Genomic DNA, 16,213 nt, shown 5'->3' with positions numbered 1-16,213 from the left:
CTAAAAAAGGCTTTTCAACAAAAGCCTTTTTTACCTATAACTGCTGAATAGTTACAACAAAAATGACATCAAAAATAATTCAAATTATAAAAATCGTCTGTTTCCGTCCAGACACTAAATAAATAAAATGAAGGAACTATAATTTTTCTTCAAAACAATATTAACTTACTTTTGAAAACTTATAAATCAACTAAAATGCAACTTGTTTTCGCCACCAACAACCTAAATAAACTAAAAGAAGTTCAAGCTTTAATTCCAGCTAACATTAAACTACTGAGTTTAAAAGATATTGGTTGTTTTGAAGACATTCCTGAAACACAAAACACCATAGAAGGAAACGCTATTCAAAAAGCAGAATACATAAAAGAACATTATGGTTACGATTGTTTTGCAGACGACACAGGTCTCATGGTTGAAGCACTAAACGATGCTCCTGGTGTCTATTCTGCACGTTATGCTGGAATACAACGAGATGCTCAAGATAATATGAATAAACTATTAGATGAATTGGCTAACGCCGAAAACCGAGACGCTCATTTCACAACGGTAGTTGCCCTTCACTTAAACAACCATCTTGAAACGTTCCATGGAATTTGCAACGGGAGCATTACTAAAACTAAACATGGAAAAAAAGGTTTTGGTTACGATCCTATTTTTCAACCAAAAGATTACGATATGACTTTTGCCGAAATGGATTTAAGTTTAAAAAATGAAATTGGGCATCGAGGAAAAGCGATCTCAAAATTAGTACATTTTTTAAAATCTCATAACTCAAAAATTTAGTTAAAAAAAATAAATTTCGGGTTGGCTGTTAATATTCTTTATGTTACTTTTAATCTATGACAGAGGAAGCTATTGAAAAAGAAAATGCCGCCATTACTAAAGCCTACAAAGAGTTACTTAAGGTAAGTTATACCACGCTTTCAAAAGAAGACAAGAAACTAATTCGTAGCGCTTTTGAAGTGGCGCTAGAAGGTCACAAAGACCAGCGCAGAAAATCTGGAGAAGCTTATATTTTCCACCCATTAGCTGTGGCTAAAATTGTGGCTCAAGAGATTGGTTTAGATGCTACCTCTATTGCCGCTGCTCTACTTCATGATGTGGTTGAAGATAGCCCTGATTATAAAATAAACGATATTGAAAAACGCTTCGGAAAAACCATTGCAACTATTGTTGATGGGCTAACAAAAATATCATCCTTAAGTAAAGAAAAAGATATGGATGTATCTCTACAAGCAGAGAACTTTCGTAAAATGCTTTTAACACTTAATGATGATGTAAGAGTTATTATTATCAAAATCGCAGACAGACTCCACAATATGCAAACCATGGACTCCATGCGCCCTGATAAGCAAATTAAAATCGCATCTGAGACTTTATATATTTACGCGCCTTTAGCACATAGAATTGGGCTTTACAATATAAAAACTGAACTTGAAGATTTAGGTTTAAAATACACTGAACCTGATGTTTACAAGGATATTTTTGACAAGATAAAGGAAAGCAAAGAAGAACAAGATAATTATATTGCCCAATTTAGTGAAGTTATAAAAAACTCACTCGACAAAGAAAATCTTAGATACACTATAAAAGGAAGACCAAAATCTATCTTTTCGATTCGTAAAAAAATGATAAATCAAGGGGTTTCTTTTGATGAAGTTTACGATAAGTTTGCTATTCGCATTATTTACAAATGCGATTCAGACCCTCAAAATGAAAAATTTATAGCTTGGAAAATTTATTCAATTGTAACAGATCATTTTAGACCAAACCCAATTCGATTACGTGATTGGATATCCTCTCCAAAATCCACCGGTTATGAAGCTTTACATATTACGGTAATGGGCCCTAAAGGCAGATGGGTTGAAGTTCAAATACGAAGTGAAAAGATGCATGAAATTGCAGAAAAAGGATATGCAGCACACTACAAGTACAAACAAGTAAATGAGAAAGAAGATAACTTAGAAAGTTGGATTAACAGACTTCAAGATGCTCTTGAAAGTTCAGATATGGATGCGGTTGATTTTGTTGAAGAATTTAAGTTAAACTTATACTCAAAAGAAATATTTGTTTTTACGCCTGGTGGAGATTTAAAATCGCTGCCTAAAGGAGCAACAGCCCTTGATTTTGCTTTCAGTATTCACACCGAAGTTGGTTTAAAAACGCGTGGCGCCAAGGTAAACGGCAAACTTGAACCTTTAAGCCATGAGCTTAAGAGTGGTGATCAGGTGGATATTATTACTGCTGAAAACGTTAAACCTAATCCAAACTGGCTTGACTATACCACAACAGCACGAGCAAGAAGTAAAATAAAATCGGCATTAAAAGAAGGCAAAAAAAGTATTGGAGAAGATGGAAAAGAAATTCTTCGTCGTAAATTAAAACAACTAAAAATTATACTTGATGAAAATACCATAAACGAAATGGTTAATTATTTCAAGCTTAAAACAAGTCTTGATTTATTTTATAGAATTGGTCTTGGCACTATTGATAACAGGATGTTAAAAGACTATGCTTCCTCAAGAAGTAATGCTTTAATGAGTTTTATTAAAAATAAAATTTCTAGAAAACCTTCATTAAAAAAAGAAGAAATAGAAAAACAAGAAGTTACTTTAAAATATGATTCTCTTGTTTTTAATAAAGAAGAAGAAAAATTAGATTACAAACTAGCCAACTGCTGTAACCCTATCCCTGGAGATAAAGTATTTGGTTTTTTAACGGTAAATGAAGGCATTAAAGTTCATAAAAAAAATTGTCCTAATGCGGTGAGTTTACAATCTAATTATGCCTACAGAATCATGCCTGCAAAATGGATAGATTCTACGCAACAAGAGTTTTTGGTAAAAATTGAAATTACAGGAATAGACCATATTGGTTTAGTAAACGATATTACCAACATTATTTCAGAAAACATGCTTGTAAATATGAAAAGTATAAGTTTTGAAAGTAACGATGGACTTTTTTCTGGTAAGATTAATGTTATCGTTAAGAATAATACCATTATAAAAAAGCTTTTAGAAAAACTTAAAAAAATTAATGGTATTGATAAGGTAAGAAGAGTCTAATACCAAAAAGACACATAAAGCAGTCTAATAATTCATTTCTTTTTCCCTGTCTTGTCGTTAAAAATTTTCGTAATAAGTTCTATTATTAATCATTGTTGTCCGACTAAAAATATTTCGCTTAAAGAAAACCTTTGCGAACCCTAAGTTTTCAGGGCTTATAAAAAAGAGGGGCTTGCTTTTTGCGATTACTGAAAAATTTTATTTTTTAGAAAGTTATGAATTTAAAAATTACTGTTTATCAATTAGTTACAATCAAGTCTTTGTTCTTGGTTCTAACAGCGAAGCGGTCTTGATTCTTTAATCGGACACTACTAATTATTAATGTAATTTTCACCTAAATACAGAAAAAAAATATTATAAATTATTTTAAACAAGGCAAATCGCATTAAAAATATTAAGCCACGAATGTCACTAATATTCACTAATACTTGAAAAATCTTTAGATTTTTCTATTCGTATGATCATTTTTGGACATTCATCAACAAATTTTAAATGAGTTAAACTCTTTTATTAGTTCTAATTAGTGTATTCGTGGCTAAAAATAGGGTAATTGATTTTAATGTGTTTGCCCTGATTATTTTAACCTGTTTTATATATCCTTTTGATATAAAAAGTGTAAATTTGCGACGCAATTATGGACGGAAAGGCAGATTCAAAAAATCAAGAAATTGTTAAAAGCGTATTCACAAGCTTTTTAGAAAGCAACGGGCACCGCAAAACACCCGAACGTTATGCTATACTTCAAGAAATTTATAATAACACAGAACATTTTGATATAGAATCCCTATATCTTAATATGAAAAACAAAAAGTACCGTGTATCTCGTGCCACACTGTATAACACCATAGAATTACTTCTAGAATGTAAATTGGTTAGAAAACACCAATTTGGAAAAAATCAAGCGCACTATGAGAAATCATATTTTGACAGACAGCACGATCACGTTATTCTTACTGATACAGGAGAAGTTATTGAGTTTTGTGACCCTAGAATTCAATCTATAAAAAAAACCATCGAAGAAGTTTTCGATATTGAAATAAATAACCACTCACTCTATTTTTACGGAAATAGAAAATCAACAACTAATAACTAATTTTTTACAATGGCAGTAGATTTACTACTAGGACTACAATGGGGAGACGAAGGCAAAGGGAAAATTGTTGACGTACTAACTTCAAACTACAATATTATAGCGCGTTTTCAAGGCGGTCCAAATGCAGGACATACCTTAGTTTTTAACGGAAGAAAACATGTATTACACACGATTCCATCAGGAATTTTTCATGATGATGCTACTAATTTAGTAGGCAACGGTGTTGTAATTGACCCAGTAATTTTTAAAGGCGAACTTGATAAATTAGAAGAACAAAATGTGGATTATAGAAAATCTTTAATGATTTCTAGAAAAGCACATATTATATTACCAACTCACAGATTGCTTGATGCTGCTAGTGAAGCTTCAAAAGGCAAAGCGAAAATTGGTTCTACCCTAAAAGGAATTGGACCAACATACATGGATAAAACCGGAAGAAATGGTATTCGTGTAGGTGATTTAGAATTGAGTGATTGGAAAGAAAAATATAGAGCTCTAGCAGACAAACATGAGTCTATGATTGCTTTCTATAATGTAGAAATTGAATATGATTTAAAAGAATTAGAAGACGAATTCTTTAAAGCTGTAAAGGTTTTAAAATCTTTAAAATTTATTGATTCGGAAGAATATATTTACCAAGCTCAGAAATCTGGACAAACTATCTTAGCCGAAGGTGCTCAAGGTTCTTTATTAGATATTGATTTTGGAACTTATCCTTATGTAACATCTAGCAATACAACAGCAGCTGGTGCTTGCACTGGTTTAGGTGTTGCGCCAAATCAAATTGGAGATGTATTTGGTATTTTCAAAGCTTACACAACACGAGTTGGCTCTGGCCCATTCCCTACTGAGTTATTTGATGAAGATGGAAAAACTATGGCTAAAGTTGGTAACGAATTTGGTGCTACTACTGGGCGTCCAAGACGTTGCGGTTGGTTAGATTTAGTTGCTTTAAAATATGCATGTCAAGTAAATGGTGTTACCCAGCTTATGATGATGAAAGGCGATGTACTTTCTGGTTTCAAAACCTTGAAAGTTTGTACTGCTTATAAATATAAAGGTGACGTTATTTCTCACTTACCATACAATATCGAACCTGAAAATGTTGAACCAATTTACACCGCTTTTAGTGGATGGAACGAAGACTTAACAGGAATGTCTGAAGTTTCACAATTGCCAAAAACATTAATTGAATATATTGAGTTTTTAGAGGCAGCATTAGAAATCCCTATAACCATAGTATCTGTTGGACCAGATAGAAAACAGACTATTTTTAGAAATAATTGATTTTCTTGAATTTCAAAGAATAATAAGAGGCTGTCTGAAAAGTCAATTTTGGAGTAAATTGTCACATTGAGCGCAGTCGAAATGCATTGGAAATCAAGATTATAACGTTTTCGACTGCGCTCAAACTGACAACTCGAAAAACTTTTCAGATTGCCTCTTTTGTTTCAAAACAATTATACACTGAACTCATCATATTAATCGTTATTTTTGCGACAAACGTTTTACATTTTGAACAAACTACAAGCTATTTTTTTTATTCTGTTAATTGGTTTTGTATCAACTATTGACTTACATGCGCAATCAAGCAAGAAAATTCAAATTATATATGCTGGTAAATTAACTATTGATGAGGAGAATTACCCCGGAGCAAAAATTTTAACACGAGATGATGCTGAACAAGTTCATATTGAACATAGTGGCACAAACTTGTGGTGCGACAAAGCCATACATTATAGTAAAGAAAATTTTATTGAAGCTTATGGGAACGTCATCTTAAAACAAGGTGACACTATAAATATGACTTCAAAATACATTGAATATAGCGGCATTACTGAATTTGCTTTTGCAAGTGGTGATGTAGTCATGAAAGATCCAAATTCTACTATTTCTTCTGACACCTTATACTTTGACCGAGCCAAAGAACAAGCGTTTTATAAAAGTGGTGGTACTGTTGTAAAAGATTCATCTGGAACTATTACAAGTAAAATTGGCAGATACTACATGGATCAAAAAAAATACCAATTTGTAGAATATGTTGTTCTGGTTAACGATAGTACAACTATAAATTCTGACTATTTCGATTTTTATTCAGATACAGGATATGCGTATTTATTTGGACCATCAACGATAACAACTCCAACGAGCAAAACCTATTGCGAAAAAGGGTTTTATGATACTGAAAACAAAGTTGGTTATGCACTTAAAAAAGCAAGAATAGATTACGACAATAGAATTATTGAGGGAGACAGTTTATACTTTGATAACAATAGAAGTTTTGCCTCAGCAACAAATAATATAACCGTAACAGACACTATAAATAAAAGTATTGTAAAAGGTCATTACGCTGAAGTGTTTAAGGAAAAAGACTCTTTATTTATAACCAAACACGCTTTAGCCATAACCGTTCAAGAACAAGATTCTGTTTATATACATGCCGATAAGATTATGGTTACTGGAAAACCAGATAACCGTATTATTAGAGCGTTTTACAATGCGAAAATTTTTAAAACAGATTTAAGCGGAAAATCAGACTCTATTCATTCTGATCAAAAAACAGGCATCACTAAACTATTAAATATCCCTACATTATCTTCTGGAGATAAGTTTTCTGTTAAACGAAAACCCATTCTTTGGAATTTAGAAAATCAAATGACAGGCGATACCATTCATTTGCTATCCAATAAAGAAACAGAAAAAATAGACTCGCTCCTTGTTTTCGAGAATGCCTTTATCATAAGTAAAGACACGATAAGTAAAAATGGTTACAATCAGATTTCTGGTAAACGATTAGTTGGATTATTTGATGAAGAAAATCGATTAAAACAAGTTGATGTCACAAAAAATGCACAATCTATTTTCTATGCCAGAAATGATAAACAAGAACTTATAGGTATAGATAAGTCAAAATCTGGTAGTATCACTATTTTATTTGCTGATGGCGATATTGATGAATATACGAGATATAATCAAATTGATGGAAATTTATATCCTGAATCTAAATTTCCAGAAAAAGAGAGAATACTTAAAGGTTTTGATTGGCGGGAAGAAGAGCGACCGCGATGTGTTGAAGATTTGTTTAAAGATGATCCGCCTTTAGAATTACCAATAATTAAAGGTTTGGATGATTATATTCCACAAGAAGATTTTGTAGATGAGACTTTGATTAAAAGAATTAAAAAAGCTGAAGAAAAGGAAGAAACTAATAAAGATACAATTTCGAAAGCTTCAAGAAATATACCAAAAAGCACATATAAAGCAAAAGGTGTTTCTAAAAACAAAACACTAATTAAAAAAGTGCCAACAAAATTCACTCAAAAAAAACCAGTTTCAAAAGAATAGTTGTCAATGAAGGCTGATTTTTTTAAATACCAAGCTCAAACAACACCACATCCATTGGCTATGGAGATTTCACATGCCAAAGGCTCTTACATCTATGATACCAATAACAAAAAATATTTAGATTTTGTTGCAGGAGTTTCGGCTTGCCCTTTAGGGCACAATCATCCAAAAGTTATAAATGCCATAAAAACTCAGCTTGATAGCTACATGCATGTTATGGTATATGGTGAATATATTCAAAAACCAGCTGTTGAACTTACAAAGCTATTAGCCAAACAATTACCCGAATCATTAGAAAAAACATATTTAACTAATTCTGGAACAGAAGCTATTGAAGGTGCATTAAAATTAGCTAAAAGAGCAACTGGACGAAGTGAAATTATTGCAGCCAACAAAGCATATCATGGAAGCACTATGGGGGCTTTAAGTGTTATGGGTTATGAATACCGCAAACAAGCATTCAGACCACTTTTGCCAGATGTGAAATTTATAAACTTTAATAGTGAAGAAGATTTTGAACAAATAACAACTAAAACAGCTTGTGTTATATTAGAAACCATACAAGGGGGTGCTGGTTTTATCGAGCCGAAGGATGGCTATTTAGAAAAAGTTCAAAAACAATGCAATAAGGTTGGAGCACTTTTAATTTTAGATGAAATTCAGCCAGGTATAGGACGTACTGGTAAACTTTTTGGGTTTGAAAACTACAACTGCATACCAGATATTTTAGTTACGGGTAAAGGTTTAGGAGGTGGTATGCCTATTGGTGCTTTTACGGCATCTAGTAAATTAATGAATTTACTTCAAGATAATCCTAAACTAGCTCATATAACAACCTTTGGAGGTCACCCAGTTATTGCTGCTTCAGCATTAGCTACTCTAAAAGAAATTACCGAAAGTAATTTGATGCAAAACGCTCTAGAAAAGGAAAAACTTTTTAGAACCCTTTTAGTACACCCTTTAATTTCTGAAATAAGAGGTATTGGACTTATGCTAGCTATTGTAACGCCCTCTGAAATTATAACAAATTCTTTAATTCTTAAATGCCAAAACCGCGGTTTAATACTTTTTTGGTTACTTTTTGAACCTAAAGCAGTAAGGATAACACCGCCTTTAACCATCTCAAATAGCGAAATCATCAATGGATGTCAAATAATTATTGAAGTTTTAGACGAAATACATCTTAAATAACACCCATTCAAATCACTGATAATCAATAAAGGAGCATCTTTATCCTATACAAATACTACATGTGTTGATTACTTTGTTAAAAACATTTGTTTAATCTTCAATAGAAAAGCAAATAGAAGCTTAAATTTATTCAAGTAGAAACTTACAAATGTGCTTATGGAGTTTAGTCATAATGACAACCACAATTTGCCTCTTACCAAGTTTGAATCGATGTTAAAAACTAATCATGTTTTGTTCTTTGATTCTGAAGAATTTGAAAACATCATTCACCATTACCTGAACCAAGGTAAAATAGCTTTAGCTAAAAAAGCGATTAAATTAGGCTTAGATCAGCACCCAACTTCTATTAATTTAAAACTTTTTAAAGTTGAGATATATGTCTTTGAAGATAAACTTTTTGAAGCTGATAAGCTTTTGAATGAATTATATGGTATTGACCCAATGAATGAAGAAATATACATTCAGAAGGCTAATGTTTTTTCGAAAAAGGATAATCATGAGCAAGCTATAAAAGTACTTAAACAAGCTTTAGAACTTACTGATGATGTTGTAGATTTATATTCACTTATCGGTATGGAATATTTATTTCTAGATAAGTATGAAGATGCTAAAACTTACTTCATGAAATGTTTAGAGGCAGATATGAATGATTATTCAGCACTCTATAATATTATCTATTGCTTTGAGTTTTTAAATCAAAATGAAGATGCTATATCTTATTTAAATCTATTTTTAGATAAAAGCCCATACTGCGAAGTAGCATGGCATCAATTAGGTAAACAATATTTCACATTAAAAGATTATAATAAAGCATTAACATCTTATGATTTTGCTATCATATCTGATGACACCTTTGTTGGAGCATATCTTGAACGTGGTAAAGTATTAGAAAAACTTAAGCGTTATAAAGATGCCATCGAAAACTATACCATTACCTTAAAATTAGACGAACCAACTTCTTTTGCATTATTACGTATTGGCAATTGTCACGAAAAATTAGGAAATGAAGATTTAGCGATTCAGTACTACGACAGAACGGTTCATGAAGATCCTTTATTAGACAAAGGCTGGATTGCTATTACAAAGTTCTATAATAAAAAAGGGAACTATCAAAAGGCCCTTTTCTTTATAAATAAAGCAATAAACATAGATTCAGAAAATGTTATTTATTGGAAATTATATGCTCAAATTAACCAACGATTAAAGTTTTATGAAGAAGCTGAACGTGGATACAAAAAAACTTTAGAACTAGGTAATTATGAATTAAATACTTGGTTAGCACGCGGTGATTTATTAATTAAATTAGGAGAACCTGAAGCCGCTATTTTTAACTTTGAGCAAGCTCTTGATTTTTATCCTGAAACTGCTGAATTAGAGTATCGTCTAGCTGGGTCATATTTTATATTAAAAGAACATGATAAGGCTACATTTTATCTCAAAAACGGCTTAAAACACAACGAAGACTATGCCTTTATTATTGAAGAACTTTTTCCTAAAGTTTCAAAAGAATTACTAGTAAAAAATATACTCAAACAAATCTGCAAGTAGGCTTTTCATATTCTTCGATTAATTTTTTTTTAGTGACCAAATGTATACCTTTGGATTTCTGTTGCCTCACCCAGAACTGCCAAAAAAAGCAGTTCTGACCTCTCCTTGGGAGAGGTGAATAGGAAACCCCGACCCAAGTGTCAGAGAATTTTTAGATTAAAATATGCAAAGAAGCCTTAAAGATTACATAATCATTTCGTTTAAAGGATTAGCCATGGGTGCTGCAGATGCTGTCCCTGGGGTTTCTGGAGGTACAATCGCTTTCATTTCAGGTATTTATGAAGAACTGATAACATCAATTAGTAATGTAAATGGATCGCTTTTTAAAACACTTTTTAGCAAAGGAATTAAAGCTTTTTGGCAACAGGTAAATGGCAATTTTTTATTAGCACTTCTTTCTGGTATTTTAATCAGCTTTGTGTCGTTTATGAAGCTTGCCAAATATTTACTTGAACATCATCCCGTTTTAATTTGGTCGTTCTTTTTTGGTCTAATTGTAGCCAGTATCTATTTTGTTGGAAAACAAATTACAAAATGGAATCTTGTTTCCATAATAGCTTTAATTATTGGTGCGGGTATTGCCTTTTACATAAGCAAATTGCCTTCATTAGGAACCAATGATAGTTCATGGTTTCTATTTTTAGCTGGAGCTATTGCAATTTGTGCCATGATATTACCAGGTATTTCTGGCTCTTTTATTCTTATCATTCTTGGAGCATACAAGACACTTAGTAATGCCATTCATGATATTGATATTAAAAAAATCGTGCTTTTTGGAACTGGAGCGGTAATAGGTTTACTAAGCTTTAGCCATGTTTTAAAATGGCTTTTTAAACATTATCATAATATTACATTAGCCTTATTAACTGGTTTCATTTTTGGGTCATTAAATAAAGTTTGGCCGTGGAAAAAAACCTTAACATGGCATACCGACACTAAAGGTATAAAATCACCTTTACTACAAGAAAGTGTATCACCTTTTTCCTTTGATGGGGAAAACCAAATTCTATTTGCTGTAGTTTTAATGATTTTAGGATTTTTAACTATTTTAATTCTAGAAAGGCTAGGCTCTAAAAAATAGTAATGGAAAGCACCAGAACACTTACAGATAAAATTTTTCTAATCTTAAAAGGATTAGGTATGGGTGCAGCAAATAAAGTTCCTGGAGTTTCTGGAGGGGTTGTGGCTTTTGTGGCTGGGTTTTATGAAGAGTTTATTTATTCGCTTAGAAAAGTAAATAAAAAAGCATTTAAATTACTATTTAATGGTCGATTTAAAAGTTTTTACAGATACATAAATGGCCGTTTTTTAGGTTTGCTATTCCTGGGAATGATTATTAGTTATTTTAGTGTTTCAAAAGTTTTAGATTATTTAATAAAGCATTATGAACTTTATGTTTGGAGTGTATTCTTCGGAATGATTATTGGCTCAATTTATTATATCAACAAAGACTTTAAAGATTGGAATTATAAAACTTACACATCTCTAGCCATAGGAATTTTGTTAGGTGTCAGCATTAGTTTTTTAAATCCTGCAAAAGAAAATGATAACTTGTGGTTTGTTTTTTTCTGCGGAATCATTAGCGTCTCTGGCATGACTTTACCCGGTTTTTCTGGATCTTTCATCCTTATTATTTTAGGAAATTACGTCTTGCTTTTAGTGGATTCTGTAAATGCCTTATATGATACGTTTTCTGAAATCCTTATTGGAGATTTTAGTTTTATTGAAAATAGTGAACGCCTAAGAATGCTGAAGGTTTTAGTAGTTTTTACTTTAGGATCTGTAACCGGTTTAGTTACATTCTCTCATGTATTAAGTTATATTTTAAATCATTATAAAAGTATTACACTTTCTGCAATTATAGGATTTATTATAGGGTCATTAGGTGTAGTATGGCCCTGGAAAAACACCATATATAAAATAAACGATAACGGCAGTTTTCTATTAGATTCAACAGGAGAAAAAATAATAGAGAATTATCAGCGTTTTAGACCAGAATTAAATACTGAAACCTATTATGCTGTTGGTTTCATTATTATAGGAATTGCTTTAGTTTTAGCTTTAGAATGGTACGGACAAAAAACAAGAAAAGTAACATGAACAAACTGGGCCTTTTAGGTAAAGATATATCTTATTCATTTTCAATAACATACTTCAAAAAAAAGTTTGAAAACGAAAATATTAATAATACTTCTTATGAAAATTTCGATATTGAAAACATCGATTTATTCCCATCTATAATAGAAAACACAAAAGGTTTAAAAGGTCTTAATGTAACCATTCCATATAAAGAGCAAGTTATTCCGTTTCTAGATAAAGTTAATAAAAAAGCGAAAGCTATTGGAGCCGTAAATACTATAAAAATAACAAAAAAAGGAAAGTTAGTAGGCTATAATACAGATTGTTATGGGTTTAAAAAAACATTAAAACCTTTTATCAAGTCGTATCATAAAAAGGCTTTAATTTTGGGTACAGGTGGTGCTAGTAAAGCCATTGCATATACTCTAAATGAAATGGGCATAACATATCAATACGTTTCTAGAAAATTATCCGAAGGCGTCGGTTTTTCTTATGAAACATTAACAGAAGATGATATTACTAACCATCAAATCATAATTAACTCAACGCCTTTAGGAACATTTCCCAATATTGAAGATTGTCCAAATATTCCGTACCATGCTATACATGAAAAACATATCCTTTTTGATTTAATATATAACCCAGAGGAAACTAAATTTTTAAAACTAGGGAATAAAAATCAAGCAACAACGATTAACGGATTACGTATGCTTGAGTTTCAAGCAGAAAAAGCTTGGTCTATCTGGAATCTAAAATAAAACTTCCATATTTAGATTCCCGTTTTACTCGTTGCTTACTATTTTAAATTAACGAACTCATGAATCTTCGATTTCACGGGAATGACAATTTCAACAGAAACCTCTAAGCATAGCTTGAGGAATTCTTTTCGATTAAAATCTTATAGTGCTTTGTAAATACTTTAGTTGTTAGTATCTTTAAAGTCGAAAGTAATTTTGACGAACCTTAACATTTTTTAAAATGTCTGATATTAACAAATCTCAAGAAGTAAACGGAACTGAAGAAGTAAATTCTAATGATAACTCCGCTCCATTAAATGACCATCAAAATACAGAAGATACATCTAGTGATGTAGAAGTCATTGATGAATCTACTGCACCAGATCAAGTTATAGAAGATGAAAATGTTGAAGTCAATCCTAGTGATACTGCGGATACAACTGATATATCGACTGAACCAGTTAAAACTATCCATAGCGAAAAAGTTGAGAACTCAGAAACTGTAGAAGAACACGATGAAGTTATCAATGAGATAGAAGAATCAAACGCTGAAGACGCTGAAGATGAAGGCAATAAGGATAGACATACTATTGAGGTAAAAGCTTATGACACCATGTCTTTAGAAGCTTTAGCAATAGAGTTAGAAAAGCTTTTAAAGAATGAAAAAGTTCAAGCCATTAAATCTCACGTAGATCATATTAACTCAGAATTTAAAACAAAATTTCAAGCTTTAGTTGATGAAAAGAAAGAGGATTTTCTAAATGATGGCGGTAATGAAATAGATTTTTATTACGCCTCACCTGTTCAAAAAAGATATAAAGAAGCTTACAGGCAATATAGAAAAAAGGTAAATGAGCATTATCAAAGTTTAGAAAAAAACTTAAAGCAAAATTTAGCCGATAAACTTGAAATCATAGAAGAACTAAAAGGTTTAATTAATGTTGAAGAAAATATTAATACAACCTATAAGCACTTTAAAGAATTACAAGAACGTTGGAGAAACACTGGGCCTATTCCAAGAGACAAATACAATAATGCATGGAATAGTTACCACCACCACGTAGAACGATTCTACGATTTTTTACATATCAATAGAGATTTACGCGATTTAGATTTTAAACATAATCTAGAAAAAAAATTATTAATCATTGAACGCGCTGAAGAGTTAGCTAAAGATGATGATATCATGCGTGCTTTTAGAGAATTGCAAGAACTGCATAAAATGTGGAAAGAAGAACTTGGTCCAGTTGGTAGAGAACACCGAGAAGGTATTTGGGAACGTTTTAAAGTGGCTACAAAAACAATTAATGATAACCGCCAAGTCTATTACAAAGAAATAGATAAAGTTTACGAGAAAAATCTTGAACAGAAACTAGAGATTATTTCTAAAATTGAAGCAATTGCTGCTCAGGAAAACAATTCTCATAGTGCATTGCAAAATAAAATTAAAGACGTTGAAGCACTTCGAGAAGCTTTCTTTAATGCAGGCAAAGTACCTATAAAAGTTAATGAGGCAACTTGGTCGAAATTCAAAGAATCTGTTAGGTTATTCAACAGAAAAAAGAATGCCTTTTATAAAAATCTAAAAAAAGACCAATATAAAAATCTACAGCTTAAACAGGATTTAATAAAAATTGCTGAAGATAATAAAGACAGTGAAGACTTTGAATCTGTAACACCTTTAATGAAAAAAATTCAAGGTGATTGGAAAAAAATTGGTCATGTTCCTAGAAAAGACAGTGATAAAATCTGGAAGCGTTTTAAAGCGGCATGCAATCAATATTTTGATAGAATTCATGCCAAAAGAAACGCTGCTAGCGAAGAACAAGTTGAGGCATTTAATAAAAAGAATGAACTTTTAAAAAGCTTAAAAGATTTAAAATTACCAAAAGATAAAGAAAAAGGGATTGAAGCTATAAAAGATCAAATTAAACAATGGCAAACCTTAGGTCGTGTACCTAGTGATAAACGCTACATTGATGGTAAATTTCAAAAGACGATTGATGGCTTGTTAACAGATTTAAAAGTTGACAAAACTGAATCGGAAATGATTAAGTATGAAAACAAACTTGATAGTCTGAATGCTTCGGATGATACCAGAAATTTAGATAATGAACGTGTTTTTATTCGCAAAAAAATTGATGAAGTAAAAGGACAAATCAATCAATTAGAAAACAATTTACAATTTTTCACTAATGTTGATGAGGATAACCCCCTTGTAAAAGAAGTACATAGCAATATTAAAAAACATAAAGATTCTCTCGCCCTTTTTAAGGCTAAGCTTAAAAAGATTAAAGATTTGTACTAAATGTTTTTTGCTTCTTCCCAATATAGATCCATTTCGGCTAAAGTCATATCTTTTAGTGGTTTGTTTAAACTTTTAGCTTTACTTTCTAAGTATTGAAAACGCTTGGTGAATTTTTTATTGGTACGCTCTAAAGCATTCTCTGGATTGATGTTTAAAAAGCGTGCATAGTTTACCATAGAAAATATGACATCGCCAAATTCACTTTCCATTCTATCGTGGTTACCAGACTGCACTTCAACCTTAAACTCGTTTAACTCCTCCTCTACTTTTTCCCAAACCTGACTTGGTTCTTCCCAATCAAAACCTACTCCTGCAACTTTTTCTTGAATTCTATTAGCTTTTACTAAAGCCGGTAAACTTTTTGGTACGCCTTCTAAAACACTTGTTTTCCCTTCTTTAAGTTTTAGATTTTCCCAATTCCTTTTTACGTCTTCTTCATTTTCTACCTTAACATCACTATAAATATGAGGATGCCTGTGTATTAGTTTTTCGCAAATACTGTTACAAACATCAGCAATATCAAAATCTTTGGTTTCACTTCCTATTTTTGAGTAAAAGATAATGTGCAATAGTACATCGCCAAGTTCTTTTTTAACTTCATTTAAGTCCTTATCGAGGATAGCATCACCCAATTCGTAAGTCTCCTCAATTGTAAGATGACGCAGAGTTTCCATAGTTTGTTTTTTATCCCACGGACATTGCTCGCGCAACTCGTCCATTATGGTTAACAATCTATCAAATGCCTTTAATTGGTCTTGTCTTGAATTCATTTTTGACGTTTTTGTAAAAATACGATTTTGATTTATTTGAATTGAAAATAAAGTGTTGGATATTAGTGATTTCAATT

General features: G+C 31.6%; 12 protein-coding genes. 11 read left to right on the top strand and 1 reads right to left on the bottom strand.

All coding sequences use genetic code 11. From position 1 onward, the window contains the following. Nucleotides 1-195: 195 nt before the first annotated feature. From AAC024_RS11480 to AAC024_RS11430, 11 genes are all read left to right on the top strand, one after another. Nucleotides 196-783 carry a non-canonical purine NTP diphosphatase gene (locus AAC024_RS11480; protein ID WP_339895545.1) on the top strand — a complete coding sequence of 196 codons (588 nt, stop codon included), beginning with the start codon at nucleotides 196-198 and terminating at the stop codon, nucleotides 781-783. Nucleotides 784-839: 56 nt separating this feature from the next. Further along, nucleotides 840-3,065, top strand: coding sequence for a RelA/SpoT family protein (locus AAC024_RS11475; RefSeq protein ID WP_339895544.1), 2,226 nt, complete (start codon nucleotides 840-842; stop codon nucleotides 3,063-3,065). A gap of 634 nt (nucleotides 3,066-3,699) precedes the next feature. Beyond that, the gene (locus tag AAC024_RS11470) at nucleotides 3,700-4,158 is read left to right on the top strand and encodes a transcriptional repressor (protein ID WP_339895543.1); all 459 of its coding nucleotides are present in this window, start codon (nucleotides 3,700-3,702) and stop codon (nucleotides 4,156-4,158) included. Between the two features lie 9 nt (nucleotides 4,159-4,167). After that, nucleotides 4,168-5,445 (top strand): adenylosuccinate synthase, encoded by a 1,278-nt coding sequence (locus AAC024_RS11465; protein ID WP_339895542.1) that lies wholly within the window; start codon nucleotides 4,168-4,170, stop codon nucleotides 5,443-5,445. A gap of 228 nt (nucleotides 5,446-5,673) precedes the next feature. After that, nucleotides 5,674-7,503, top strand: coding sequence for an OstA-like protein (locus AAC024_RS11460; RefSeq protein ID WP_339895541.1), 1,830 nt, complete (start codon nucleotides 5,674-5,676; stop codon nucleotides 7,501-7,503). Between the two features lie 6 nt (nucleotides 7,504-7,509). Continuing rightward, the gene (locus tag AAC024_RS11455; RefSeq protein WP_339895540.1) at nucleotides 7,510-8,694 is read left to right on the top strand and encodes an aspartate aminotransferase family protein; all 1,185 of its coding nucleotides are present in this window, start codon (nucleotides 7,510-7,512) and stop codon (nucleotides 8,692-8,694) included. Nucleotides 8,695-8,850: 156 nt separating this feature from the next. Next, nucleotides 8,851-10,242 carry a tetratricopeptide repeat protein gene (locus AAC024_RS11450; RefSeq protein ID WP_339895539.1) on the top strand — a complete coding sequence of 464 codons (1,392 nt, stop codon included), beginning with the start codon at nucleotides 8,851-8,853 and terminating at the stop codon, nucleotides 10,240-10,242. A gap of 163 nt (nucleotides 10,243-10,405) precedes the next feature. Continuing rightward, a complete protein-coding gene (locus tag AAC024_RS11445) occupies nucleotides 10,406-11,323 on the top strand; it encodes a DUF368 domain-containing protein (protein ID WP_339895537.1) in 918 nt (305 codons plus the stop codon). 2 nt (nucleotides 11,324-11,325) lie between these two features. Further along, the gene (locus AAC024_RS11440; protein ID WP_339895536.1) at nucleotides 11,326-12,342 is read left to right on the top strand and encodes a DUF368 domain-containing protein; all 1,017 of its coding nucleotides are present in this window, start codon (nucleotides 11,326-11,328) and stop codon (nucleotides 12,340-12,342) included. Further along, nucleotides 12,339-13,079 (top strand): shikimate dehydrogenase, encoded by a 741-nt coding sequence (locus AAC024_RS11435; RefSeq protein WP_339895534.1) that lies wholly within the window; start codon nucleotides 12,339-12,341, stop codon nucleotides 13,077-13,079. The genes AAC024_RS11440 and AAC024_RS11435 overlap by 4 nt, the downstream gene beginning before the upstream one ends. A 220-nt stretch (nucleotides 13,080-13,299) precedes the next feature. Then, a complete protein-coding gene (locus AAC024_RS11430; protein ID WP_339895533.1) occupies nucleotides 13,300-15,366 on the top strand; it encodes a DUF349 domain-containing protein in 2,067 nt (688 codons plus the stop codon). Here AAC024_RS11430 and mazG read toward each other — a convergent pair. Further along, a complete protein-coding gene (mazG, locus tag AAC024_RS11425; protein WP_339895532.1) occupies nucleotides 15,363-16,136 on the bottom strand; it encodes a nucleoside triphosphate pyrophosphohydrolase in 774 nt (257 codons plus the stop codon). The two genes, AAC024_RS11430 and mazG, sit on opposite strands and share 4 nt — an antisense overlap. Nucleotides 16,137-16,213 lie beyond the last annotated feature (77 nt).

It is taken from the genome of uncultured Algibacter sp. (assembly GCF_963976535.1).
GTDB lineage: Bacteria > Bacteroidota > Bacteroidia > Flavobacteriales > Flavobacteriaceae > Algibacter_B.
Note: the sequence above shows the minus strand (reverse complement) of the source record. Positions and strands in the feature narration are given on the sequence as shown.